We start from the raw sequence: 22996 nt of genomic DNA, 5'->3' as shown, positions 1-22996 counted from the left end.
GCCGAGTTGATCACTCCGATCGCGATGGAGAAAGAGCTTCGATTTGCGATCCGCGAAGGCGGGCGTACGATAGGCGCCGGCGTCATCGCCGAAGTAATCGAATAAAAAACTGGTGAATGATTTTATGGATCCGCAGAAAATAAGAATTAGGCTTAAAGCTTACGATCATTTTTCGCTTGATCGTTCAACCAAGGAGATCGTCCGAACAGCGCTTCGTACCGGAGCCCGGATTGCCGGACCGGTACCCCTTCCAACCAAGAGAACCGTATATACGGTTTTAAGATCTCCTCACGTTGATAAAAAATCTCGGGAGCAGTTTGAAACCCGGATTCACAAGCGATTAATTGATATTTATGACTCCACGCCGCAGACGGTTGATGCTTTGATGAAGCTCGATTTGCCTGCCGGTGTTGATGTTGAAATTAAAACCTGACGGCTGAAGAATGCAAACATTACTTGGCAGAAAATTAGGTATGACCCGTCTCTTCATGGATGACGGGACGGCAGTTCCGGTAACGGTTATCGAAACCGGACCATGTCCGGTAGTAGCTATCAGGACCAAAGAAAAGCACGGTTATAATGCTTTTCAGATTGGTTTTGGTTCGCGCCGGGAAAATCTGTTCAATAAACCTGAAACCGGACATTTCAAAAAGGCCGGGGTCGCTCCGACCCGGTATTTGCGTGAAGTCCGTGTTCCTGATTTGGGTGAAACCAAGATCGGCGACATGTTCAAGGTTGATGATATTTTCCATGAAGGAGAAAAGGTTGATGTTACAGGCACGTCCCGCGGAATGGGATTTGCCGGAGTAATGAAGCGTCATCATTTTAGCGGCGGCCAGAAGACCCATGGTCAGTCAGACCGGATGCGCGCCCCGGGTTCCATCGGGCAAGCATCATACCCTGCACGGGTATTCAAAGGTATGCGTATGGCCGGTCGCATGGGCGGCGAAACCGTCACCGTGACTGCGCTTAGAGTGGTAAAGGTGATACCTGAAGAGAACCTGATTTTAATTAAAGGTGGCGTTCCGGGCAAGGCGAACAGCCTGCTCAAGATTAAAAAATCGACTCGGAAGTAAGGTAATATATGTCGGTAACGATATTAAAAGCAGACGGAAGTAAAGGGTCGACCGTGGAATTGCCCGAAGCGATATTCGGCATTGAACCCAATGAAGTGGTCGTGCATAGCTATATCGTCAATTACTTGGCCAATCAAAGGCAGGGTAATGCGTCGACCCGGGTGAGATGTGAAATTCGCGGCGGCGGTGCAAAACCCTGGCGCCAGAAGGGTACCGGGCGTGCTCGCGCCGGAACCATTCGTTCTCCCCTTTGGAGAGGTGGCGGTATTGTATTCGGCCCGCATCCAAAATGCTATTATAACAGGATGCCTAAAAAACAAAAACGATTGGCCCTGAAATCAGTTTTTTCTGATAAGGCCAAAACCGAAAATATCAGGATTCTCGATAAACTTGATTTTCCGGATAAAAAAACCAGGAACCTTAAAACGCTCCTGGGAAATCTGGATTTAGTCGGGAAAAAAGTCCTTATACTTGATGAAGGCATGAAACCAAATCCTTACTGGGCTGCTCGTAATTTGCCGGGGATAAAGGTTTCTCGTGCCCGCTTGACAAATGCCTATGATGTTCTTAATGCGGAAATCCTGGTAATTACAATATCGGGACTCAAGGAGATCGAGGAGGTATTTTCCTGATGGAAGCTCAGAGAATAATTAAGCAGTTTCTCGCTACCGAGAAATCGGCGATCGCCAAGGAAGCCAATGGCAAATATCTTTTTGCCGTTGAAATACGAGCCAATAAAAATCAGATAAAGCATGCCATAGAAGAGCTTTTTAATGTTGAAGTCGATTCGATTTGGACTATGGTAATGCCCGGCAAAGTCAAGAGAATGGGCCGTTACGAAGGCAAGACTTCCAAATGGAAAAAAGCGATAGTTAAATTGAAAGGCGACGCCCAAATCGCGGAATTTGAAAATCTCTAAAGCAGATGTTGGATAGATTATGGGTATAAAAAAATACAGACCGACGACGCCGTCTATGAGATTCAGGACGACCCCGACGTTTGAGGAAATTACCTCAATCATTCCTGAAAAATCATTGATTCAGATTTTAAAGAAAACAGGCGGCCGGAATAATAAGGGTCGAATCACTGCTTATCAGCGAGGCGGCGGTCATAAACGGTTTTACCGGATTATTGATTTCAAGCGGAATAAACATGACATCCCCGCCCGGGTAGCATCGATTGAGTATGACCCCAATCGCTCCGCCCGCATAGCATTGCTCCATTATATTGACGGAGAAAAACGTTATATTCTGGCGCCCGACGGATTGAAAGTCGATGACACAATCATGTCCGGAGATAAGGCCGATTTTAAAATCGGAAACGCCACGCAACTGGCCAGGATACCGCTCGGAACCATGATTCATAATGTGGAAATGCGACCCGGCAAAGGCGGACAGATTGCTCGTGGTGCCGGGGCTATGGTTCAGTTGATGGCTAAAGAGGGCAAATATGCCCATTTGAAAATGCCATCCGGCGAAGTTCGTTTGGTTCCGATTATCTGTCTGGCGACGATAGGACAGGTTGGCAATATTGACCATGAGAATGTCGTCTGGGGTAAGGCCGGCGCTCGTCGTTGGCGCGGGCTGCGACCCAATGTCCGTGGCGTGGCGATGAACCCGGTTGATCACCCTATGGGTGGAGGCGAGGGGCGCAGTTCCGGCGGCCGTCATCCCTGTACCCCCTGGGGTAAACCGACTAAAGGCAAGAAAACAAGACGCAAAAAAAATTCCGACGCTTTAATTGTCAAGCGTCGCAAATAGAATAAGGACACGGAGGAGAAATGGCCCGGTCACTTAAAAAAGGCCCTTATATTGACCCCAAGCTGTTCAATAAGATTGAAGCTTTGAATGAAACCGGGGAGAAAAAAGTTATAAAAACCTGGTCTCGCCGGTCAACCATATCACCGGAATTTGTCGGCCATACTTTGGCCGTACATACCGGGAATAGGTTTATCCCGATTTATATTACCGAAAATATGGTTGGTCACAAACTTGGCGAATTCGCTCCGACGCGTACTTTCCGCGGGCATGGTGGAAAACTGGCCGAACGTGCTTCGGCGGTCAAACGAGTATAACGGGATTTGATACAATGCAGGCAAAAGCAAGATTAAGATATTTGATGATGTCGCCGCGTAAAATTCGCCGCGTGGTAGAATTGATTAAGGGTAAATCGGTAGAAGACGCGCTTACAATTCTCAGGTTTACCAATAAAGCGGCGGCCGGACCGTTATCCAAAACAATTCAATCGGCGACCGCTAATGCGTTGGCAATTGAAGGGACGTCACATCTAAAGGTCGAAGATTTATCGATCGCCAGTATTAATGTTGACGAAGGTCCGCAGGCTAAAAGAATTCGTTTCCGCGCCATGGGACGAGTTTATCGCTATAAAAAGCGCTTCACACATCTTACGGTTGTCGTCGAAGGTGAACCGACGGAAGAAGTGAAGACCAAAAGGACTCTTGGCAAGAAAAAAGCCGTTACTGAAAAGAAACCGGCCGCAAAGGCGACTCCTAAGAAGACGACCAAAAAGAAACCGGCCGCAAAGAAAACCACGACTCGCAAAACGACAACAAAGAAAACGACAACAAAGAAAACAACCGCTAAGAAAACGACGGCCAAAAAGACTGACGAAACGAAAAAGACGACGGCAAAGAAAACGGCTGCTAAAAATAAAAAGACTACAACTGCTAAGCCTAAAGATAAACCCGCCGCAAAAAAACCGGCTAAGAAAAAGGAAAAAGAATAAACCGAAAGGTTTGTGGAGGATAAATTTTGGGTCAAAAAACAAATCCCATAGGTTTCAGACTCGGAGTAACAAAGTCCTGGAATTCAAAATGGTTTTCCGCGAAATCTGTTGCTGATCTTATTCAAGAGGACTTGCTGATAAAAAAATATATTACTACCCGTCTCGATAATGCCGGGCTGGCTAAAGTTGAAATAATTCGCGCTCCCAAGAAAGTGACCGTTGATATTCACACGGCCCGACCGGGCATAGTGATCGGCCGTCGGGGTGCTGAAGTTGACAAGCTTCGAGAGGAATTGCAGCTTTTGGCCAATCAAAATATCTCGCTCAATATTATTGAGGTCAAAAAACCTGAATTGTCAGCTAAGCTCGTTGCCGATTCAATAGCCAAACAGTTAGAGGGACGTGTTTCCTTCCGACGGGCAATGAAAAGATCTCTTTCGGCCACGATGAAAATGGGCGCCGATGGCATTAAAATTATATGCAAAGGCCGGCTAAACGGAGCTGAAATTGCCCGCTCGGAAAAGTATATGGAAGGCCGGGTTCCGTTGCATACCCTGCGTGCTGATATAGACTATGCCACAGCTACGGCGCACACAACCTATGGGTGTATTGGCGTTAAAGTCTGGATTTGCCGAGGCATGATTCTGGACCGAGGTGACTTTACGCCTGAGGGACGCGAAGATAAAATGTTTGGTGACCAACCCGAAGCCGCTCGTGGTTCACGTCGAGGCGAAAAACGTCGCAAACGCAAACCTGCCGGGCGAGTTCGCAGAGATAATCTCTCCGACAAATCCAAAAAAGGAGCGAGGAGAAAGTCTCGCAAGCCGAGAAAACCGGGTGGCAAACCTCCTGAAAAGAAAACGACGAAAGAACACGGAGATAATTAGTCATGTTAATGCCGAAACGGACCAAATATAGAAAAACTCAGCGAGGTCGCCGGCGAGGAAGCGCTTATCGGGGTTCCAATATTGATTTTGGGCAGTTTGCGCTAAAAGCCATGGAAGCCTGCTGGTTAACCAACCGTCAAATCGAAGCGGCTCGTGTCGCTTTGACCAGGCATATTAAGCGTGGCGGAAAAATCTGGATTCGCGTTTTCCCGGATAAGCCGGTCACCCAAAAACCGGCCGAAACCCGCATGGGTAAAGGTAAAGGCGCTCCGGAATATTGGGTTGCAGTCGTTAAACCCGGTCGAATCTTATTTGAAATTGAAGGCGTTGATATAGAACTGGCCCGAGCGGCTTTTGCATTGGCATCCCATAAACTGCCGATAAAAACCAAATTCGTCACTCGTCGTGAATTGGAAGGTATTTAACCATGCGTATGGAAACTCTCAGGGATCTGACCAAAGATGAATTGCTTCAAAAACGTGATGAATTGAAACAGGAACTTTTTAATCTGAAGTTGCGCCGCGGTCTCAGCCAGCTTGATAATCCGTTGAAACTGCGCACTCTTCGTCGTGATATCGCCAAAATCGAAACGGCGTTGAGTGAAGATCGCACCAGTTTAAGAAAAATCATCGATCAGACCGGGTTAATTCTCGATCAGACCGACAAAACAAAAAAGAAATAAATTGTGAATAATACAGGAGTCGCACCAGAGATGGCTGAAAGAAACCGGAGAAAAACCCGAATTGGTACCGTGGTCTCCGATAAAGCGAACAAAACCTTGGTTGTCGAAGTCACTCGTACTTTGAGACATCCATTGTATGAGCGCATTATCCGAACCAAGTCAAAATTATACGCTCATGACGCCAAAGGAGAGGCCGGAATCGGAGATGTAATTCGTGTCATGGAATGTCGACCGCTGTCAAAAACCAAGCGCTGGCGTCTTGTGGAAATTATGGAGAAGGCCAAGTAAAGTCTAACACGGTCTGGGAGATACGAAGATGATTCAGGAATATACTCGACTGGTAGTAGCTGATAATTCCGGGGCAAAGCGTGTTATGTGCTTTAAGGTCCTCGGAGGCTCCAAAAAGCGTTATGCTCGAGTCGGAGATATAATAGTATGCACCGTAAAAGACGCCATCCCAGGCGGCACGGTCAAAAAATCCGAGGTTTGTAAGGCGGTTGTCGTGAGAACAACCAAGGAAATTCACCGTAAAGACGGCTCATTGATTCGATTTTCCGATAACGCGGCTGTGATTATTAATGACCAGAATGAGCCGCGCGGAACTCGTATTTTTGGACCGGTAGCCCGTGAGCTGCGTGAAAAACAGTTTATGAAAATAGTCTCTTTGGCGCCGGAGGTACTTTAAGGAAACACGATATGAATATTAAAAAAGGCGATACAATCTATGTTATTAGCGGTAATTCTAAAGGTAAAACCGCCAGGGTTCTGCATGTGTTTCCTGAAAGCAACCGCATCATTGCCGAAGGCGTAAGCATGATGAAGCGGCACACGCGCCCGACTCAACGGAATCGAAAAGGCGGAATCATTACGAAAGAAGGCACGGTCCATCGCTCCAATGTAAAGCTTTATTGCGGTTCTTGCAGCAGCCCGACGCGGGTAGCTTACAAGTTAATTGATTCCAAAGGCGATAGTAAGTCAAAAGCCAAAATACGCTGCTGCAAATTATGCGGCGCCGAGTTATAAGGGAGTTGCTTGAAAAATGGCACGGCTTAAAAAGAAATATCTTGATGAAATAGTCCCGAGGTTAATGAAGAACAGTAAATATCCAACCGTGATGGCTGTACCCAGACTTGATAAAATTACAGTCAATATCGGTGTCGGGGAAGCGATTGTTAACGCCAAATCCCTGGATGCCGCCGTGGAAGATATGCGGGTTATCACTGGCCAACAGCCGGTTATTACACGTGCTCGCAAATCCATCTCCAATTTTAAGCTTCGTCAGGGGATGGCTATTGGCTGTCGGGTTACGCTGCGTCGTGAAAGAATGTACGAGTTTTTGGATCGGCTGATGAATTCGGCGATGGCTCGTATTCGAGACTTTCGTGGAATCTCGACGAAATCATGCGACGGTCACGGGAATTTCAATATCGGTATCAAAGAACAGTTGATTTTCCCCGAGATCGATTATGATAAGATTGATAAGGTCCGCGGATTGTCGATTGCGATTACGACAACTGCCGAGACCGACGCGGAATGTATTCAGTTGCTTAAAGAATTTGGTATGCCATTCCGGAAAGAGGAGTAATTGTGGCCAAGAAGTGCTTGATTGAAAAACAGAAACGTAAACCCAAGTTTAAGGTGCGAGCCTACAACCGTTGCCGCCGTTGCGGTCGGCCGCGGGCTTACCTGCGCCAATTCGGTTTATGCCGAATTTGCTTTCGTGAACTTGCTTTAGCCGGTGAATTACCGGGAGTCAGGAAAGCCAGCTGGTAGAGTTTGCCGATTTACGGCAGAATTTTGTTAGGAGTATTTGGTTATGTCGATGACCGATCCAATTGCGGATATGCTGACAAGAATTAGAAACGCCTGTAAGGCCAAAAAAATCGCGGTTGATATTCCCGCCTCTAAATTGAAAAAGGAAATCGCCCGCATTTTAAAAGAAAATAACTACATCAAAGATTATATCGAACTGCCCAGTCGAAATAAACAGGGAATCATTCGTGTATATCTTAAATATAGCCGCGAGGATAAACCGATTATAAAAGGTTTGCGTCGAATCTCCCGTCCCGGTTTGAGAAAATACGTTGATGCTACGGATACATTCCACTACGGCTTCGGCCGGCAGGGAATGATGATTGTCTCAACCTCGTCGGGCGTTATGACCAACACGGAAGCGGCAACGAAAAAAGTAGGCGGCGAAGCCGTCTGCACCATTTGGTAAGGAGATGACGTTATGTCACGCGTCGGAAAAAAGCCGGTTGAAATCCCCAAAGGGGTAAAGGTTAGTTTATCCGGCTCTCAATTGACGGTTGAAGGACCGAAGGGAACTTTGGTAAAAGAATTTCATCCCGATATGACCATAAATGTTGGCGAGGATGCCATTGAAGTTCAGCGGCCTTCGGATAAAAATTTCCATCGCAGTCTTCACGGCCTGACCCGCGCTTTGATTCAAAATATGATAACCGGGGTAACGGAAGGCTATAAGAAACGGCTGGAAATCGTTGGGGTACAATATCGTGCGGAGATGAAGGGTAAACACTTGTATTTCCCTCCCAAAGCTATCGGCTATTCGCACGCCGTTTTGGTCAAAGCCCCGGAGGGTATCACTCTGGAATTCAATCACAAGGCAAAAATCATTACCGTTTCCGGTATTGATAAGGAACTGGTTGGCTTGACTGCCGATAGAATTCGCGCCATTCGTAAACCGGAACCATATAAAGGAAAAGGCATTAAATATGTCGGCGAATATATCCGCCGTAAGGTCGGTAAGACTGCCGCATAATAAATGGAGTAGTAATTAAGATGGTTTCAAAGATTAAGAAAAAGGCTGCCAGAGCGATGAAGCGTCGTCGCCGGGTTCGGGGAAAGATTATCGGTACTTCCAAAATTCCGCGCCTGACGGTTTCAAAGTCGCTCAATAATATGTATATGCAGATTGTGGATGATTATAAAAATGTTACCCTGCTCGGCCTGGCCACGAATTCCAAGGACTTCGGGGGGAAGATAGATAAAGATGGTTCCAAGGTTGACAAAGCCAAAAAGCTCGGCCAGGCAGTAGCCGGATTGGCGATTGAAAAGGGAATTGAAAAGGTTGTTTTCGATCGCAATCAGTATCGTTATCATGGGCGTATTAAGGCCGCGGCTGATGGCGCTCGTGAAAAAGGTTTAAAATTTTAATTTTAAGAATAAATGAGGTGAATGTTGGCCCGATTTGAAGTTGATAGTCTTGAATTTCAGGAAAAAGTAATTCACATTAACCGTGTCGCCAAGGTTGTCAAGGGCGGACGACGTTTCGCTTTTACAGCCCTTGTTGCCGTAGGCGACGGCAATGGCAAAGTGGGGGTCGGGCTCGGCAAGGCTAAAGAAGTTGCCGGGGCGATTCATAAAGGCACCGAGGCGGCGCGCCGCGCTATGGTTAATGTGTCGCTTGCCGGTGGCACCATCCCGCATCGCATCATCGGTGAATTCGGGGCCACCCGGGTAATCCTCAAACCAGCTTCCGCCGGTACCGGTGTAATCGCCGGAGGCGGAGTTCGTGCGGTTCTGGAAGCGGCAGGCATACAGGATATCTTGACTAAGGCTCTCGGTTCGCGCAATCCGCACAATGTTGTCAAAGCCACTATGAACGGGCTTCTAAATTTGCGTACTAATGAAGAAGAAAAAGAATACAGAGAAAAGGGTTAAGAGGTCCTGTTATGGCAAAAATTAAAATCACGCAGGTTCGTTCCGTGATAGGACGGAAGCCGCAACACAAACGTACCATCAAGGCGTTGGGATTAGGCAAAATTAGAAAGTCAGTTATTCACGAGGATACTCCGCAAATCAAGGGTATGGTCAGAAGCGTCGCGCATTTGGTCGAAGTTGAGGACATGAAGTAGCCTTACGGCAGAAAAGTCAGGATATAAAATGGATCTTTCAAATTTAAAACCAGCTTCCGAATCAAGAAAGAAAAGAAAGCGAATCGGACGGGGACCCGGTTCCGGAATGGGAAAAACATCTACGCGTGGTCATGGGGGACAGAAATCCCGCAGCGGCGGTTCGGTAAAGCCCTGGATGCACGGCGGTCAAATGCCGCTGCACCTGCGTCTCCCCAAACGTGGTTTTAAGAATATATTCAAGCAGGAATTTCAGATTATAAACCTCTTTTCACTAAAAGGGTTGCCGGTCGAAGAGCCAATCACCGCGGATGTTTTGAAAAAGCACGGCAGAATTAAGTCGCTGAATATACCGGTCAAGATTCTCGGTCAGGGTGAAATTGAGGCCGCGATGACAATCGTCGTCGATGCCTGCAGTGAAACCGCCCGAAAAAAAATCGAGGCGGCCGGGGGAAAGGTTGAGGTAGCTCAGTGTTAGGAACGTTTCAATCGATTTTCAAAATTGAGGAACTGAGAAGAAGGATTTTCTATACTCTTGGCCTTCTGATAGTCTATCGCATTGGCGGTCATATTCCAACACCGGGTATCGATGCCAGCGTTCTCCAGAGCTTTTTTGCCGGCGCTCAGGGAACTCTGGTCGGAATGTTTGATATGTTTGCCGGAGGGGCGTTTCAAAAGGCGACTATATTTGCCCTGGGTATAATGCCCTATATTTCCGCCTCGATTATTATGCAGCTATTGGGCGCGGTAATTCCTTTTATCCAAAAGCTGCAAAAAGAAGGCGAAGAAGGTCGTCGCAAAATTACCCAGTACACTCGTTACGGAACAGTTGTCATTGCCGCTTTGCAGGCTTTCGGTACGGCAACATATTTGCGGTCGATTGTCGCTTCAGACGGCCGAGCCGCCGTAGTTATGGACGGTTGGCAATTTGTTCCCCTCACGGTTCTGACTTTTACCTGCGGCACTATTTTCATAATGTGGCTCGGTGAACAGATTACTCAGCGCGGTATCGGAAACGGTATCTCACTTATTATCTTTGCCGGTATCATCGCCCGTTTCCCACAAGCAGTGGTCGAGGAAGGACAGGCGGTCTTGAACGGCACGCGCTCGATCTTTGTTGAAGTCTTGATGATAGCTATGATGCTGGTTGTTATTGCGGCGGTAATTGTTGTTACGAGAGGTCAACGGCGCATTCCCGTGCAATATCCCAAAAAAGTTGTCGGACGAAAAGTGTATGGCGGGCAAACTACGCATCTTCCGCTTTCTGTAAACTCAGCCGGTATTATCCCGATTATTTTCGCCCAGTCGATTATGTTCGCCCCGGCTACGGTAGCACAAATGTTTCCCGATGTTGAATGGCTAAATAATATAATCGGTTATTGGCTGGCTCCGGGTTCATTGTTTTACTCGATAATGTACGGTTTGATTATCGTATTTTTCGCATATTTTTATACCGCGCTGACATTCAATCCGATTGATTTGGCTGATAATATGCGCAAAAACGGCGGCTTTATTCCCGGGATTCGTCCGGGTAAACGAACCGCCGAATATATTGAAAAGATTTTAACCCGCATCACATTACCGGGTGCAATATTCTTCGCCCTCATCGCTATATTACCATGGGTGTTAGTTGCCAGGGTCAATGTGAACTTTTTCTTTGGTGGGACAGGGCTCCTGATTATCGTCGGTGTAGCCCTTGATACATTACAGCAAATCGAATCGCATTTGCTGATGAGACATTATGACGGCTTCATGAAAAAAGGCCGTATTCGTGGGAGATCACATTAGTGAACTTGATTTTTCTGGGAGCTCCCGGATCCGGGAAGGGAACTCAGGCGGTTCGCCTGGCCGAAAAAATCTCGGCCTTGCATTTGTCAACCGGTGATCTGCTTCGGGCAGCCGTCAAAAACGGCACCGAACTGGGTAAGAAAGCCGAAGGATACATGAAAGCCGGCGAATTGGTGCCGGATGATATTATCATTGGTTTGATTGAAGAACAGCAAAATAATGGGAAATTAAAAAACGGATTTATTCTTGATGGATTCCCCCGTACGATTCCTCAGGCGGAAGCATTGAGCGAGATGTTTGAGCGCTCCGGCGCGAAAATAGACTACGCCGTATTGCTCGACGTCGATGATGAAGAAATAATTAAGCGCCTTTCCGGAAGGATGTATTGCGGCGATTGCCAGTCCGGATATAATTATCCGGCCAATATGCCCAAAGAAGAAGGCGTCTGTGATCAATGCGGCGGGAAATTGGTCCGCCGTCCCGATGATGAACCCGAGGTCGTGAAAAACCGCCTTGATGTTTACAAAAAACAAACCCAACCGATTGAAGATTATTACAAGGGTCAATCATTATTGTTGCCGATTCCCGGAATCGGAACTCCCAATGAAATTTTTGACCGTATCGTTAAGGGCTTGGGCGTATAAATGAACGATGTACGAATTGAAGTCAAAAAGAGAAATTGAATTGATGCGTAAAGCCGGTAGAATAGTAGCCGAGGTGCACGAGCTGATGGAGAAAAATATTGCTCCGGGCGTTACTACCGCCAAACTTGACACCATCGCCGAAGACCATATCCGCTCCCGCGGGGCCGAGCCGGCCTTCAAGGGGTACCGCATGGGTAACAATACTTATCCGGCTTCAATTTGTTCTTCTATCGATGAAGTAGTTGTTCATGGAATACCTTCGAACCGTAAACTCATCGAAGGCGAGATTATTTCAATCGATGTGGGTACCTATATCGGTGGATATTACGGTGATGGCGCCAAAACTTATGCCGTGGGCGAAGTTGATGAGACCAAGGCGAAATTGATGCAAGTTACCAAAGATTCACTGGCGGCCGCCATTGATAAGGCCCGAGCCGGGAATCATCTTGGAGATATCGGCTCCGCCATTCAGAGCATTGCGGAACAAAACGGCTTTTCGGTAGTTCGTGATATGGTAGGTCATGGAATCGGCCGAAAAATGCATGAAGACCCGCAGGTGTATAATTTCGGTTCGCCGGGTACCGGATTAGAACTCCTCGAAGGAATGGTCCTCGCGATCGAACCGATGATTAACGCCGGAGATTATAAAATTAGTTTCAAACCGGACGGCTGGACGACAGTTACGGCCGATGGTAAACCATCGGCGCATTTTGAGCATACCGTCGCCATTACGTCCAATGGCCCGGATATTTTAACACTGGTGTAGGGAATTTTATGGCCAAAGAAGATGTCATACAGGCTGAAGGAAAGGTGCTCGAACCGCTGCCTAATGCCATGTTCAAAGTTGAACTGGAAAACGGGCATGTGGTTCTGGCTCACATATCGGGTAAAATGCGGATGCATTTTATCAAGATATTACCGGGCGACCGCGTCAGCCTTGAGCTGTCTCCGTACGATTTAAGCCGGGGGAGAATTACTTACCGGCATAAGTAGAAGACTGAGATTGCGACAATGGAGGATAAAATTATGAAAGTCAAAGCGTCATTAAAGAAGCGTTGCGAAAAGTGTAAAATAGTTCGTCGCAAAGGTGTTTTGAGAATAATCTGTGTCAACCCGCGTCATAAACAAAGACAAGGGTAGATAGATGGCCGCTAATCAATGTAGGAGGTTCAATTGGCCCGAATAGCTGGTGTGGAATTACCACGCACGAAACGGATCGAAATCGCCCTGACTTATATCTTTGGAATCGGGTTAACATCAGCCAAAGCAATCCTGAGTAAAACCGGGGTTAGCCCCGATACCAGGGTTAATAAGCTGACCGAGGAAGATGTCATTAAGCTGCGAAACCTCATCGAACATGATTACAAAGTCGAAGGAAGCCTGCGCAGTGAAATAGCAATGAATATCAAGCGCTTGATTGATATCGGTTCCTATCGTGGTTACCGGCATAGACGGGGTCTGCCCCTTCGAGGTCAGCGAACGAAAACGAACGCTCGTACCCGAAAAGGTCCCAGGAAGACCGTCGCCGGAAGGAAGAAAGCTCCAGGCGGAAGATAAGACAATAATTTGAGTAATTGAGGAGTAGCTGTGGCTGATCCAAAGAAACGAAAAGTAAAAAAGAAACACCGCAAAGTAGAAGCCGTGGGAATCGCCCATATTAAGGCATCTTTCAATAATACGGTTATATCTATTTGCGACTCCAAAGGCAACGTCCTTTCGTGGGCCAGCGCCGGCCGTGTAGGTTTCAAAGGCTCGAAAAAATCGACACCTTTTGCCGCCCAGCAGGCAGCCGCATTGTCGGCAAAGGAAGCCCTCGATATGGGCATGCGCAAAGTAGATATAATGGTTAAAGGCCCCGGCTCGGGTCGTGAAGCGGCTATCCGTTCGATTTCCGCGGCCGGTTTGGAGGTGCTTAGTATTAGGGACGTTACACCGATTCCGCATAATGGGTGTCGTCCGCCGAAACGCCGTCGGGTTTGATTAGACGGTTTGTGTTTGAAAATGAATCTGTTTGAATAAAAGGAAGATTGAATGGCTCGTTATACTGATGCCAATTGCAAGTTGTGCCGCCGAGAAGGCGAAAAGCTCTTTTTGAAAGGGAACCGGTGCCTTTCCGAGAAATGCTCGTTCGAGAGGCGCGCTTACGCACCCGGACAGCACGGCAGCAATATGCGAAGGAAGATTTCCGAATACGGTCTTCAGCTCCGGGAAAAACAAAAAGTCCGCCGTATTTATGGAATCCTGGAAAGGCAATTTCATAACTACTTTGAAAAAGCCGAGCGAAAAAAAGGCGTGACCGGCGTCAACTTATTACAGATGCTGGAATGCCGCCTCGACAATATTGTTTACCGTTTGGGTTTCGCTCCCTCAAGAAAGTCAGCGAGACAACTTATTCGTCATCGTCATTTTCTGGTCAACGGCCATATTGTTGACATTCCTTCTTATAATGTCACAATTAATGACGTTATACGCGCTAAGGATAAATCCAAAAGTCTGGATATTATTCACATGGCGTTGAAGGAATCAAGAGGTGAGGAAATACCCTGGCTGCGTCTCAATAAGGCCAGCCTGGAAGGTGAGCTTCTGGAAGTTCCGAAGCGGGAAGAAATTATGATACCCGCCCAGGAGCAGTTAATTGTGGAATTGTATTCAAAATAATACCGCTTTGGCGGTGCTTTAACCTTACGGGGGATAAGCTAATGAAATGGAAGAGCCTGCAAATGCCCAAAGAGATTGTTACCGATCAATCCAATTTGGAGGAGGGTTATGCAAGGTTTGCAGTCGAGCCTCTCGAACGAGGTTTCGGCGCGACAATAGGACACTCCCTCAGGCGGATTTTGCTGTCATCGATTCAGGGGGCGGCGCCGGTTTCAATGAGGATTGAAGGTGTTCTGCATGAATTCGGATCAATTGAAGGAGTTTATGAGGATATCACCGATATCGTATTGAACATCAAGAAGATGCGAGTTCGGCTATATGCCGACGAACGTCGCACTTTAACGTTGTCTGTCAATTCCAAAGGCAAAATTACGGCCGGTATGTTCGAGGAAAATCCTGACGTTGAAATGCTTAACCCGGATTTGCATATTGCCGAGCTAACCAGCAATCGGAACTTCACGATTGAAGTAGATATTGACTACGGCCGCGGTTATGTAATGTCCGATATCAATAAGCGGGAAGATATGCCGGTTGGCACTATTTTTCTTGATTCTCTCTTTTCACCGGTGATCAAAGTCAATTATGAAATCGAAAACACTCGCGTCGGACAAAAAACCGATTATGATCGGTTGATGCTTGATATTTGGACTGATAAAACAATGACGCCGGAAGACGCTCTCAGCTACGCCGCCAAAATCCTCAAAGACCACATGCAATTGTTTATCCATATCGACGAGGAACTGGAAATTGCGGAAGAAGAGGAAGAAGACGAGGAAGTCGTTCGCATTAGGCAGCTTTTGAAAACTCGTGTCGATGAGCTTGAATTGTCGGTGCGTTCCTCTAACTGTCTGCGAGCAGCCAACATCCAGAATTTGGGTGAACTGGTCTCCAAAACGGAATCGGAAATGCTCAAATATCGGAATTTTGGACGAAAATCGCTGAACGAACTGACATCAATTCTCGAAGAATTAAATTTGTCGTTTGGTATGGATATTGAACCGTACCTCGAAAAGAATTAGAACCCGGCAGGAAAAAGATGAAACATCAGGTTAAAACCAAGAAATTATCGCGTACAAAACCGCATCGTGAAGCTATGTTGGCGAATATGGCCATTTCACTTTTCACGACCCGCTCCATAAAAACCACGGACGCCAAGGCCAAGGAATTGCGCCGCCTGACGGATAGACTTATTACGACTGCGAAAATAAATACTCTGGCGGCTCGGCGCAAGATATTCGCGCAATTACGAAATGAAACAATCGTTAAGAAACTGTTTGATGAAATTGCTCCGTATTTTTCCGATCGGCCGTCCGGGTTTACCCGTGTCATCAAAATTGGACCTCGCCACGGAGATGGCGCCTCGCTCTCACTTGTCGAATTATTGACACCGAAACCTGAAAAAGTTGATGAAAAATCAAAAGACAAGAAAAAAGCGAAGAAAAAATAAATTAGTTTTTATTAAGAAATTTCTAAACGGTCGCATCGCGGCCGTTTTTATTTGCATTTTTTTGCATCCAAATGGTAAATCTAAAAAAGTATTTGCAAACGGATGCGATTAGTGTTATCTTCATTAAAGAATCATATTAAAAAGTGACAAGAATAGATTAGCTCTCCATGAGTTACGGGGGGAGCTGGTTTCGCATTTCAACTAATGCTTTAATTGCACGGAGGCTTTATGGCAATGTCAAAAGGGTGTACAATTTCACTAATTGTTGTATTGGCTGTGATTATTATTATTGTTCTGGGGGTCTTTCTTTTCTGGGATAAAATCAAACAGGCCGGCGTTGATACTATGATTACATTAGCGGAGACCGAAATAAAGGCAAATCTCCCCGAAGGTTATTCAGAAGAATCTGTTACCGAATTGATGAGTGAGTTTAGAACCGCATTTAGTGAAGATAAAATCGCACCGGACAAAGTTCAAGGACTTGTTACTAATCTACAGGCGGCAATGGGGGATGAGCATTTTGATGTCGAGGAATCAAAACTTATGCTCAATCTGATTGAGGATGCGCTAGGCAAGGAACCTCCGGCCGAAGAGGAAATGAGTGAAGACGAAATGCCGGACGACTCTCTCGCCGTTCCGGATAGCTTATAAATGAAGCCGTCGCGGGAAAAGTTCATTTCCGCGGAAATAAAAGTTCTTCGAAATTCGAATACAAGCTTGCCGGAATCTTTTGTTTGGGATGGCCGAGAGTATGAAATAAAAAACATAATTGCGGCCTGGCCCAATCATGGATATTCCGCCGGTTCCCCTCGCAAGAAAAACTGGCGGATGCGGCGCCATAGAAATTGCTATCAGGTCGAAACGGTTGATGGTGATGTTTTTGAGATGTATCATGATCGCGGATTAAAACCTGACGGTGGGAAGTGGGTTTTACTGACTAAAATAAAAAGGTAAAAAGAATTCACCGCTGTACAAATGAGTTTTTATTTTTTTCTTATATTGTCTTACTTGCTGGGTGGAATTCCGTTCGGTTTAATCGTGGGATTTCTATTTGGGCATGGGGATATCAGGTCTAAAGGTTCTGGGAACATCGGGGCTACTAATGTTTGGCGAGTAGCCGGTCCCTGGGCGGCTCTATTTGTGTTTATCGGAGATATCGGTAAAGGAGCGGCTGCGGTCTGGATCTGCCATCACTGGTATAATCCTTTATGGCCAATATCTTTTGAAGGTGCGGCTCTGTTATTTGGATTTTTCGCGGTCCTGGGACACCTTTTCTCACCCTATTTGAAATTTAAGGGTGGGAAAGGCGTCAATACCGCGCTCGGTGTGTTTACCAGTTTATTACCGTGGGAAACTTTGGCTTCTGTAATCATCTTTGTTGTCGTTTTGCTGGTCACACGGTTCGTATCGCTTAGTTCCATTATCGCGGCTTTATCTTTAGTCGGGATTCTATGGTTAAAATATCTATATTTCAATATCCCTATAAAAAAGGAATATCTACTGGCAACGTCAATTGTATCAGTTTTAATAATTTTTACCCATCACAAAAATATTAAGAGATTGTTAACGGGAACGGAAAATAAATTTCAATTACGAAGGGTAATCGATTGAGAAAACGGGTGACTATATTGGGGGCGGGATCCTGGGGTATAGCCAACGCAAATTTGTTGGCTCATAATGGATCGGAAGTAACTCTTTGGGAATTCGACCCCGACGAACTTGAACTTCTCCGAACCGAGCGGGAACATCCGCGTAAATTACCCGGAATTATAATCGATAACAGTATCTATCTGGTTGGCGATTTGACCGATGCTCTCGAAGGCGCCGAAATTGTAATTTTCGCGATACCGACTCAAAAAATCGCCGAAGTCTGCCGCCATATCTCGGCGGCGTCTGTTACTCAATCGAAATTGGTAATTAGCTTGAGTAAGGGAATTGAGCAGGGGAGCCTCCGCCGTGTTTCGCAAATAATCGGCGATGAATGGGTAGGTATTCACCCCGAAAACATCGTTTCGCTTTCCGGTCCTTCACATGCCGAGGAAGTCTCGCGGCAAATTCCGACATCGGTTGTTGTAGCCGGCAATGAAGATAAATGTCAGTTAACACAAGAAATATATAGCAATCCCGTTTTTCGAGTATATCGCAGTTCTGATTTGATTGGCGTTGAATTAGGCGGCTCCTTGAAAAATGTTATCGCCATCGCGGCCGGAATAGTCCGCGGTCTGGGTTTTGGAGATAATACGCTGGGGGCGCTGATTACCCGGGGGTTGGCCGAAATCAGCCGCCTGGCTTATGCTATGGGAGCTGAACCGGAAACTCTGGCGGGATTATCAGGTATTGGTGATCTGGTCGCCACCTGCACTTCAACCCATTCCCGAAATCAGACGGTTGGATATCAAATCGGACAGGGCAAGACCCTGAAAGAAGTGCTATCAGGTATGGTTATGGTAGCCGAGGGCGTAACGACATGCCGCTCGGCGCGTCAATTGGCCAAAGATATGTCTATTGAAATGCCGATTACCGAAGCCGTTTGCGAAGTACTTTTTGAAGATCTGCCCGCCCGGGAAGCAGTTACAAGTTTGATGACCCGGCCCCTCAAGGCTGAGGTCTCGGTAAAGTCTGAATATATGAACGGAGGTACTAATGCCCAAAACTAAAGTACTCCATGATGAAAAATTATACTATTCCATAAGTGAAGTCGCTCGTATAACCGACCTCCAGCCGTATGTTTTGCGATTTTGGGAAAAGGAATTCCCCACTTTGCGCCCCAGGAAAAATAAAGGCGGAAATCGGCACTATCAAAAGCGCGATATTGAAATGATTAATCAAATCAAGCAGTTATTGTACATGGAGAACTATACCATAGCCGGCGCGAGAAAACGTATCCGTCAAATGGAATCAACACCGGAAAAACGGAAACTGGTATTAAAGGCAAAATCCATTACCATAATTGGTGAAATCAAGAAGGAACTGACCGATCTTCTCAAACTTTTCCCTTGCCTTTTTTAGATTTTTGACCATTATGGGATACGCGTCGGGGCGTGGCGCAGTCTGGTTAGCGCACTCGCTTGGGGTGCGAGAGGTCGGCCGTTCAAATCGGCTCGCCCCGACCATTTAATAATTCCGGAATATATAAATGAAACCTAAAATTCTTCTTTTAATTCCCGCTTACAACGCTTCCAAATATATCCTCGAACTTATGGAACGGGTCTCGCCATATTTTGAAGATGATAATATCTTAATAATCAACGACGGCTCTATCGATACGACTCAAGATGAAATTGATAAGCTTGATTGCCATGAAATTACTTTCCCGGAAAATAGAGGCAAGGGAGTCGCTCTCAAGAAAGGATTTGAATTTGCTGTCAATAACGGATACGATGCCGTCATAACCATCGACTCCGACCTGCAGCACCGTCCCGAACATTTACCGGCTTTTCTCGAGGCGTATAATAACGCCGATATTTTAATCGGCACCCGTGATATTCATCCCCGCCTGATGCCTTTCGATCGCTTGTTGACAAATAATCTGACTTCGATAATTATTTCCATATTCGGTTCGACTCGAATTCGAGATTCCCAATCGGGTTATCGATTAATAAAAACGCCGGTTTTGAAAAAGTTATGTTTAACCAGCTCACGATACGATACCGAAAGCGAAATGCTTTTTCAGAGCGGATATTTGGGCTTTACCGCCGGTGAAGTCGCGATTGATACGGTCTATGAGGGCTCGCATTCATTTATAAATCCATTTAAGGATACGACTCGATTCATACGCCAGATCTGGAAAAGAATCTGGTACTGACAAAGAGGATTTTATGCGAATTTTACTTACCAATGATGACGGTGTTCATGCGGAAGGAATTAACGTTCTCTTTCAGGAATTGAAAAAATATCATGAGGTTTTACTTTTCGCTCCCGATAGAGAACAGTCGGCCACCGGTCATTCATTGACGCTGTCTCATCCTTTACGCATACATAAATTCGCCGATGATTGTTATTCCTGCGACGGCACTCCGACGGATTCAGTCTTGTTAGCCGTATTAAATATACTGAATCACAAAAAGCCGGAAATGGTCATATCCGGAATCAATCACGGGCCCAACATGGGCGAGGACGTCATGTATTCAGGGACGGTTGCCGCCGCCATTGAAGGCTCTCAACTGGGTATTCACTCGATTGCCGCTTCCATGGTCAACAGCAAAAACGCCGATTTCAAAAGCGTGGCCCGCTTTATTCGACGGCTGGTTAAAGGATACCCCAAAATGAATCTTTCCCCGAAAACAATTTTAAATATCAACTTCCCGGGCAAAGTCAAAGACGGATTCAAAAAATATCGTTTCACCAGTCTGGGCAGTCGGGAATATGATGATATTATCGAAAAACGAAAAGACCCGCGCGGCTGGGACTATTATTGGATTGCCGGAAGCCCCATCTGGAAGATGGTTCCGGGCACCGATATTTACGCCATTGAGTCTGGCGAAGTATCTATTACTCCGATACATTTCCATTTTACCGATAATAAAGCATTGAGCTCTTTGACTGAAAACGGTTTCAAGCTTCCCCGGTAAAAGTCGATAAAATCAGTACTTGACAAAAAAGTAATTTATTCTATTTTGGAATCTTCTAATCGGGGCGTAGCGCAGATGGTAGCGCGCTTGGTTCGGGACTAAGAAGTCGCTGGTTCAAATCCAGTCGCCCCGATTTTTTTACAATAGTTTTCATCGCAAGAAACGGGGAATTATGGCTGACGCGAATAAAATCATCATTGGTGTTATCGGGGCTGGAAAATGTGCTAAAAAATTGCGAGAGCAGTCCTATGGGGTTGGGCAGGAAATCGCCAAAGCCGGCGCGATTCTTGTCACCGGAGGTCTCAAAGGCGTCATGGAAGCGGCATCTCGCGGAGCCAAAGAAGCAGGCGGCACCGTTATCGGGATCGTTCCGGGGGCCGATAAAACCAAAGCCAATCCGTACTGCGACATCGTAATTCCGACCGGTATCGGCGAGGCTCGCAACGTAATTGTCGTCCAGACCGCCGATGCTCTGATATCCCTGCATGGCCGCTATGGCACGATTATCGAAATGTGTTTTGCTCTCAAACAAAAAAAACCGTTAGTGTCGCTGGTGAATTGGGATATTCTTCCCGAAGTAATTACCAAATCAACTCCGGTCGAGGCGGTCGAAGAAGCGATAAGGCTGGTCCGTAGTGGCCAAAAGTAGCGTCAAAATAATTGTCAGCGGTTTGGTGCAGGGCGTCAGCTTCAGGTACTTCACTTATAAACAGGCGGCCGCTCTGGGATTGACAGGATACGCCAAAAATCTTCCCACCGGACAGGTTGAAATAATCGCCCAGGGCGAAAAGGGCATGATCGATGAACTGGTCAAAGCCGTCCGCGTCGGCCCCGGCTACGCTTCGGTATCCGATGTGCAACTGGAAGAGATTCAAACCGATGAACACTTTGACAAATTTGGAATGAGATAAGGATATAATCATGGATTTGAAAAACGCCATCCGTTCCATTCCCGATTTCCCCAAACCGGGGATAATTTTTCGGGATATAACTACACTGTTATCCAATCCGGAAGCGTTTAAACAATCGCTTGATGAATTTGAAAAATATCTTCGCGATAAAAATATTAATCGTATTGCCGCTATCGATTCGCGCGGCTTTTTATTCGGCGGGGCGCTGGCAGACCGCATGAATATTCCGCTGTCTATTATTCGCAAAAAAGGCAAACTCCCATTTGATACCGTTTCAGCTTCTTATGAACTCGAATACGGTACCGATACGCTCGAGATGCATAAAGACGCCGTCAATCCCGGCGACAGAGTCGCCGTCATCGATGACCTGCTCGCAACCGGCGGAACGCTTGAGTCATCCTGCAGGATGGTCGAGGAGCTCGGGGGAGAGGTAACCGTGATTGGCATCGTCATCGAATTGTCATTTCTCAACGGCCGGAGCAAATTATCTCAGTATGACATCTGCGCCCTTGTTGATTACGCGAGTGAATAGTCCGTAGCGATAAATCCCAATAGGCTTCAAATTACTTGTAGCGACAACTCTCGATCTGTCGTAATGTCTAATTAAATTTGAAACGATGATGATTTGGATAAATCGTTCTTGAGTTTGGCCGGATTATTATATATTATTTGGTTAATGCCCCCGTAGCTCATCAGGATAGAGCATCGGTTTCCTAAACCGAGTGCAGCAGGTTCGAGTCCTGCCGGGGGTATTGTTTCGAACCAACGGGTTCGAATTTAGCATGGCAATATTGCGGCTCTTTTGAATGGAGGATCTCAAATGTCTGACAAGATATATCAAATAAAAATATCGCTTCTTGATATAAAGCCATTGATTTGGAGGCGCGTTGCGGTTTCGGGGAATGTCACTCTGGCAAAGCTTCATAAGATTATACAAACCGTAATGGGATGGGAAAACTATCATTTGCATGAATTCAGATACAAGGGTGTAGTGTATGCTGTTCCTGATCCTGAGTTTGATAACGTTGATGTCGTAGATGACCGCAAGGCTAAGCTGAGTCGAATGATAAAAGAACCCAAGCAGCAGTTTTCGTATACTTATGATTTTGGGGACGGTTGGGGACATCGTTTGCTCGTTGAGAAGATTTCGGACCCGGAACCTGAAATTACTTACCCAATCTGCATGGGAGGGGAGCGGGCATGTCCGCCGGAAGACTGCGGTGGTACTTACGGTTATGAGAATTTCCTCGAGGCCATTGGCGATCTCGGTCACGAAGAGCATGAAACGATGCTCGAATGGATAGGCGGCGAATTTGACGCCAATGAATTTAGTGTTGAAGAGACTAATGAAATACTGGCAGATGAGTTCAAATCCAAATCGGTCAAGTGATTGATTTCGGGCGTTTGCGTGGAAATGCGAATCTTATGGTTCGAAAATCGTTCGATTCGGGGTATGTAATTTAGTTCGTTGGCATTCGGGAATAAACATCAGAATATAAAGGTCTAAGGCAATAGTGCGGGAACCAATCCTTTCCCAAAAGCGGGCGGCGGATTGGCCACTGGTAGGCTAAAGAAACCTATCCCGGGCCCTGTCATGATTTTTGTGTAAACAGTTAAATTGGTTTTTCATATCTTCGGTACTCTTTGGCCGAATCGAATAGCAAATTGATGGACTGCCAACGGCCAGTTCCTAATCGGCATGGTCCACTTTT

The 22996-nt window shown here is 46.4% G+C and carries 43 protein-coding genes and 3 tRNA genes; all 46 read left to right on the top strand.

The genetic code is table 11. From position 1 onward, the window contains the following. Positions 1 to 105 (top strand): hypothetical protein (locus V3V99_01390; GenBank protein MEE9441305.1); only part of this gene is annotated, 105 nt, incomplete at its 5' end. Between the two features lie 19 nt (positions 106 to 124). Then, complete coding sequence (rpsJ, locus tag V3V99_01385; GenBank protein ID MEE9441304.1) at positions 125 to 433, top strand: 30S ribosomal protein S10; 309 nt, start codon at positions 125 to 127, stop codon at positions 431 to 433. A 10-nt stretch (positions 434 to 443) separates the two neighbouring features. Beyond that, complete coding sequence (gene rplC / locus V3V99_01380) at positions 444 to 1076, top strand: 50S ribosomal protein L3 (protein ID MEE9441303.1); 633 nt, start codon at positions 444 to 446, stop codon at positions 1074 to 1076. 8 nt (positions 1077 to 1084) lie between these two features. Next, entirely contained in the window at positions 1085 to 1708 is a 624-nt protein-coding gene (gene rplD, locus V3V99_01375; GenBank protein MEE9441302.1) for a 50S ribosomal protein L4, read from the top strand. Next, on the top strand, positions 1708 to 1995 hold the full coding sequence (gene rplW, locus V3V99_01370; GenBank protein ID MEE9441301.1) for a 50S ribosomal protein L23: 288 nt from the start codon (positions 1708 to 1710) through the stop codon (positions 1993 to 1995). The genes rplD and rplW overlap by 1 nt, the downstream gene beginning before the upstream one ends. Before the next feature lie 19 nt (positions 1996 to 2014). Further along, the gene (gene rplB / locus V3V99_01365) at positions 2015 to 2836 is read left to right on the top strand and encodes a 50S ribosomal protein L2 (protein MEE9441300.1); all 822 of its coding nucleotides are present in this window, start codon (positions 2015 to 2017) and stop codon (positions 2834 to 2836) included. 20 nt (positions 2837 to 2856) lie between these two features. Then, positions 2857 to 3150 (top strand): 30S ribosomal protein S19, encoded by a 294-nt coding sequence (rpsS, locus tag V3V99_01360; GenBank protein MEE9441299.1) that lies wholly within the window; start codon positions 2857 to 2859, stop codon positions 3148 to 3150. Positions 3151 to 3164: 14 nt separating this feature from the next. After that, positions 3165 to 3821, top strand: a complete 657-nt coding sequence (gene rplV, locus V3V99_01355) for a 50S ribosomal protein L22 (protein MEE9441298.1) — start codon at positions 3165 to 3167, stop codon at positions 3819 to 3821. A gap of 26 nt (positions 3822 to 3847) precedes the next feature. Further along, on the top strand, positions 3848 to 4708 hold the full coding sequence (rpsC, locus tag V3V99_01350; protein ID MEE9441297.1) for a 30S ribosomal protein S3: 861 nt from the start codon (positions 3848 to 3850) through the stop codon (positions 4706 to 4708). A 2-nt stretch (positions 4709 to 4710) separates the two neighbouring features. Then, positions 4711 to 5133 (top strand): 50S ribosomal protein L16, encoded by a 423-nt coding sequence (rplP, locus tag V3V99_01345; protein MEE9441296.1) that lies wholly within the window; start codon positions 4711 to 4713, stop codon positions 5131 to 5133. 2 nt (positions 5134 to 5135) lie between these two features. Beyond that, positions 5136 to 5390: a 50S ribosomal protein L29 gene (gene rpmC / locus V3V99_01340; protein ID MEE9441295.1), complete on the top strand. Its 255-nt coding sequence runs from the start codon at positions 5136 to 5138 to the stop codon at positions 5388 to 5390. Between the two features lie 30 nt (positions 5391 to 5420). Beyond that, a complete protein-coding gene (rpsQ, locus tag V3V99_01335) occupies positions 5421 to 5678 on the top strand; it encodes a 30S ribosomal protein S17 (protein MEE9441294.1) in 258 nt (85 codons plus the stop codon). Between the two features lie 28 nt (positions 5679 to 5706). Next, complete coding sequence (gene rplN, locus V3V99_01330) at positions 5707 to 6075, top strand: 50S ribosomal protein L14 (protein ID MEE9441293.1); 369 nt, start codon at positions 5707 to 5709, stop codon at positions 6073 to 6075. Between the two features lie 11 nt (positions 6076 to 6086). Next, on the top strand, positions 6087 to 6413 hold the full coding sequence (gene rplX, locus V3V99_01325) for a 50S ribosomal protein L24 (protein ID MEE9441292.1): 327 nt from the start codon (positions 6087 to 6089) through the stop codon (positions 6411 to 6413). 16 nt (positions 6414 to 6429) lie between these two features. Beyond that, complete coding sequence (gene rplE, locus V3V99_01320) at positions 6430 to 6975, top strand: 50S ribosomal protein L5 (GenBank protein MEE9441291.1); 546 nt, start codon at positions 6430 to 6432, stop codon at positions 6973 to 6975. A gap of 2 nt (positions 6976 to 6977) precedes the next feature. After that, a complete protein-coding gene (locus tag V3V99_01315; protein MEE9441290.1) occupies positions 6978 to 7163 on the top strand; it encodes a type Z 30S ribosomal protein S14 in 186 nt (61 codons plus the stop codon). Positions 7164 to 7206: 43 nt separating this feature from the next. After that, positions 7207 to 7611 carry a 30S ribosomal protein S8 gene (rpsH, locus tag V3V99_01310; protein ID MEE9441289.1) on the top strand — a complete coding sequence of 135 codons (405 nt, stop codon included), beginning with the start codon at positions 7207 to 7209 and terminating at the stop codon, positions 7609 to 7611. Positions 7612 to 7623: 12 nt separating this feature from the next. Next, positions 7624 to 8172, top strand: coding sequence for a 50S ribosomal protein L6 (gene rplF, locus V3V99_01305; protein MEE9441288.1), 549 nt, complete (start codon positions 7624 to 7626; stop codon positions 8170 to 8172). A 20-nt stretch (positions 8173 to 8192) separates the two neighbouring features. Beyond that, positions 8193 to 8567, top strand: a complete 375-nt coding sequence (gene rplR / locus V3V99_01300; GenBank protein ID MEE9441287.1) for a 50S ribosomal protein L18 — start codon at positions 8193 to 8195, stop codon at positions 8565 to 8567. A 24-nt stretch (positions 8568 to 8591) separates the two neighbouring features. Then, entirely contained in the window at positions 8592 to 9074 is a 483-nt protein-coding gene (gene rpsE / locus V3V99_01295) for a 30S ribosomal protein S5 (GenBank protein MEE9441286.1), read from the top strand. An 11-nt stretch (positions 9075 to 9085) separates the two neighbouring features. Beyond that, entirely contained in the window at positions 9086 to 9268 is a 183-nt protein-coding gene (rpmD, locus tag V3V99_01290) for a 50S ribosomal protein L30 (GenBank protein ID MEE9441285.1), read from the top strand. 28 nt (positions 9269 to 9296) lie between these two features. Further along, positions 9297 to 9743 (top strand): 50S ribosomal protein L15, encoded by a 447-nt coding sequence (gene rplO, locus V3V99_01285; protein MEE9441284.1) that lies wholly within the window; start codon positions 9297 to 9299, stop codon positions 9741 to 9743. Then, positions 9737 to 11053, top strand: coding sequence for a preprotein translocase subunit SecY (gene secY / locus V3V99_01280; GenBank protein MEE9441283.1), 1317 nt, complete (start codon positions 9737 to 9739; stop codon positions 11051 to 11053). The genes rplO and secY overlap by 7 nt, the downstream gene beginning before the upstream one ends. Next, entirely contained in the window at positions 11053 to 11697 is a 645-nt protein-coding gene (locus tag V3V99_01275; protein MEE9441282.1) for an adenylate kinase, read from the top strand. Before secY ends, V3V99_01275 begins: the two co-directional genes overlap by 1 nt. A gap of 7 nt (positions 11698 to 11704) precedes the next feature. Further along, on the top strand, positions 11705 to 12463 hold the full coding sequence (gene map, locus V3V99_01270) for a type I methionyl aminopeptidase (protein MEE9441281.1): 759 nt from the start codon (positions 11705 to 11707) through the stop codon (positions 12461 to 12463). An 8-nt stretch (positions 12464 to 12471) separates the two neighbouring features. Next, positions 12472 to 12690, top strand: coding sequence for a translation initiation factor IF-1 (gene infA, locus V3V99_01265; protein MEE9441280.1), 219 nt, complete (start codon positions 12472 to 12474; stop codon positions 12688 to 12690). Between the two features lie 33 nt (positions 12691 to 12723). Further along, entirely contained in the window at positions 12724 to 12837 is a 114-nt protein-coding gene (rpmJ, locus tag V3V99_01260; GenBank protein MEE9441279.1) for a 50S ribosomal protein L36, read from the top strand. A 33-nt stretch (positions 12838 to 12870) separates the two neighbouring features. Next, the gene (gene rpsM, locus V3V99_01255) at positions 12871 to 13254 is read left to right on the top strand and encodes a 30S ribosomal protein S13 (protein ID MEE9441278.1); all 384 of its coding nucleotides are present in this window, start codon (positions 12871 to 12873) and stop codon (positions 13252 to 13254) included. Positions 13255 to 13284: 30 nt separating this feature from the next. Further along, positions 13285 to 13677, top strand: a complete 393-nt coding sequence (gene rpsK, locus V3V99_01250) for a 30S ribosomal protein S11 (GenBank protein MEE9441277.1) — start codon at positions 13285 to 13287, stop codon at positions 13675 to 13677. Positions 13678 to 13728: 51 nt separating this feature from the next. Further along, complete coding sequence (gene rpsD / locus V3V99_01245; protein ID MEE9441276.1) at positions 13729 to 14355, top strand: 30S ribosomal protein S4; 627 nt, start codon at positions 13729 to 13731, stop codon at positions 14353 to 14355. A 41-nt stretch (positions 14356 to 14396) separates the two neighbouring features. Further along, a complete protein-coding gene (locus tag V3V99_01240; GenBank protein MEE9441275.1) occupies positions 14397 to 15374 on the top strand; it encodes a DNA-directed RNA polymerase subunit alpha in 978 nt (325 codons plus the stop codon). Between the two features lie 17 nt (positions 15375 to 15391). Next, positions 15392 to 15802, top strand: a complete 411-nt coding sequence (gene rplQ / locus V3V99_01235) for a 50S ribosomal protein L17 (protein MEE9441274.1) — start codon at positions 15392 to 15394, stop codon at positions 15800 to 15802. 228 nt (positions 15803 to 16030) lie between these two features. Beyond that, positions 16031 to 16453 (top strand): hypothetical protein, encoded by a 423-nt coding sequence (locus tag V3V99_01230; protein MEE9441273.1) that lies wholly within the window; start codon positions 16031 to 16033, stop codon positions 16451 to 16453. Beyond that, positions 16454 to 16756, top strand: a complete 303-nt coding sequence (locus V3V99_01225; protein MEE9441272.1) for a DUF6504 family protein — start codon at positions 16454 to 16456, stop codon at positions 16754 to 16756. A gap of 21 nt (positions 16757 to 16777) precedes the next feature. Further along, on the top strand, positions 16778 to 17413 hold the full coding sequence (plsY, locus tag V3V99_01220) for a glycerol-3-phosphate 1-O-acyltransferase PlsY (GenBank protein ID MEE9441271.1): 636 nt from the start codon (positions 16778 to 16780) through the stop codon (positions 17411 to 17413). After that, complete coding sequence (locus V3V99_01215) at positions 17410 to 18459, top strand: NAD(P)H-dependent glycerol-3-phosphate dehydrogenase (GenBank protein ID MEE9441270.1); 1050 nt, start codon at positions 17410 to 17412, stop codon at positions 18457 to 18459. The genes plsY and V3V99_01215 overlap by 4 nt, the downstream gene beginning before the upstream one ends. After that, positions 18446 to 18811, top strand: a complete 366-nt coding sequence (locus V3V99_01210) for a MerR family transcriptional regulator (protein ID MEE9441269.1) — start codon at positions 18446 to 18448, stop codon at positions 18809 to 18811. The genes V3V99_01215 and V3V99_01210 overlap by 14 nt, the downstream gene beginning before the upstream one ends. A 26-nt stretch (positions 18812 to 18837) precedes the next feature. After that, a tRNA-Pro gene (locus tag V3V99_01205) sits at positions 18838 to 18915 on the top strand. A 23-nt stretch (positions 18916 to 18938) separates the two neighbouring features. Further along, positions 18939 to 19607: a glycosyltransferase family 2 protein gene (locus V3V99_01200; GenBank protein MEE9441268.1), complete on the top strand. Its 669-nt coding sequence runs from the start codon at positions 18939 to 18941 to the stop codon at positions 19605 to 19607. 13 nt (positions 19608 to 19620) lie between these two features. Further along, entirely contained in the window at positions 19621 to 20373 is a 753-nt protein-coding gene (gene surE / locus V3V99_01195) for a 5'/3'-nucleotidase SurE (protein ID MEE9441267.1), read from the top strand. Between the two features lie 60 nt (positions 20374 to 20433). After that, positions 20434 to 20506, top strand: a tRNA-Pro gene (locus tag V3V99_01190). A 39-nt stretch (positions 20507 to 20545) separates the two neighbouring features. Beyond that, positions 20546 to 21022 carry a TIGR00725 family protein gene (locus V3V99_01185; GenBank protein ID MEE9441266.1) on the top strand — a complete coding sequence of 159 codons (477 nt, stop codon included), beginning with the start codon at positions 20546 to 20548 and terminating at the stop codon, positions 21020 to 21022. Then, positions 21009 to 21284 (top strand): acylphosphatase, encoded by a 276-nt coding sequence (locus V3V99_01180; GenBank protein MEE9441265.1) that lies wholly within the window; start codon positions 21009 to 21011, stop codon positions 21282 to 21284. Before V3V99_01185 ends, V3V99_01180 begins: the two co-directional genes overlap by 14 nt. A 10-nt stretch (positions 21285 to 21294) precedes the next feature. Continuing rightward, positions 21295 to 21816: an adenine phosphoribosyltransferase gene (locus V3V99_01175; protein MEE9441264.1), complete on the top strand. Its 522-nt coding sequence runs from the start codon at positions 21295 to 21297 to the stop codon at positions 21814 to 21816. A 146-nt stretch (positions 21817 to 21962) separates the two neighbouring features. Beyond that, positions 21963 to 22036: transfer RNA gene (locus V3V99_01170), tRNA-Arg, on the top strand. A 68-nt stretch (positions 22037 to 22104) separates the two neighbouring features. After that, positions 22105 to 22674 (top strand): plasmid pRiA4b ORF-3 family protein, encoded by a 570-nt coding sequence (locus tag V3V99_01165; GenBank protein ID MEE9441263.1) that lies wholly within the window; start codon positions 22105 to 22107, stop codon positions 22672 to 22674. The last annotated feature ends 322 nt before the right edge of the window (positions 22675 to 22996 follow it).

Source organism: Candidatus Zixiibacteriota bacterium (assembly GCA_036480375.1).
Lineage (GTDB): Bacteria > Zixibacteria > MSB-5A5 > GN15 > JAAZOE01 > JAZGGI01.
This window is presented reverse-complemented; position numbering and strand designations above follow the sequence as displayed.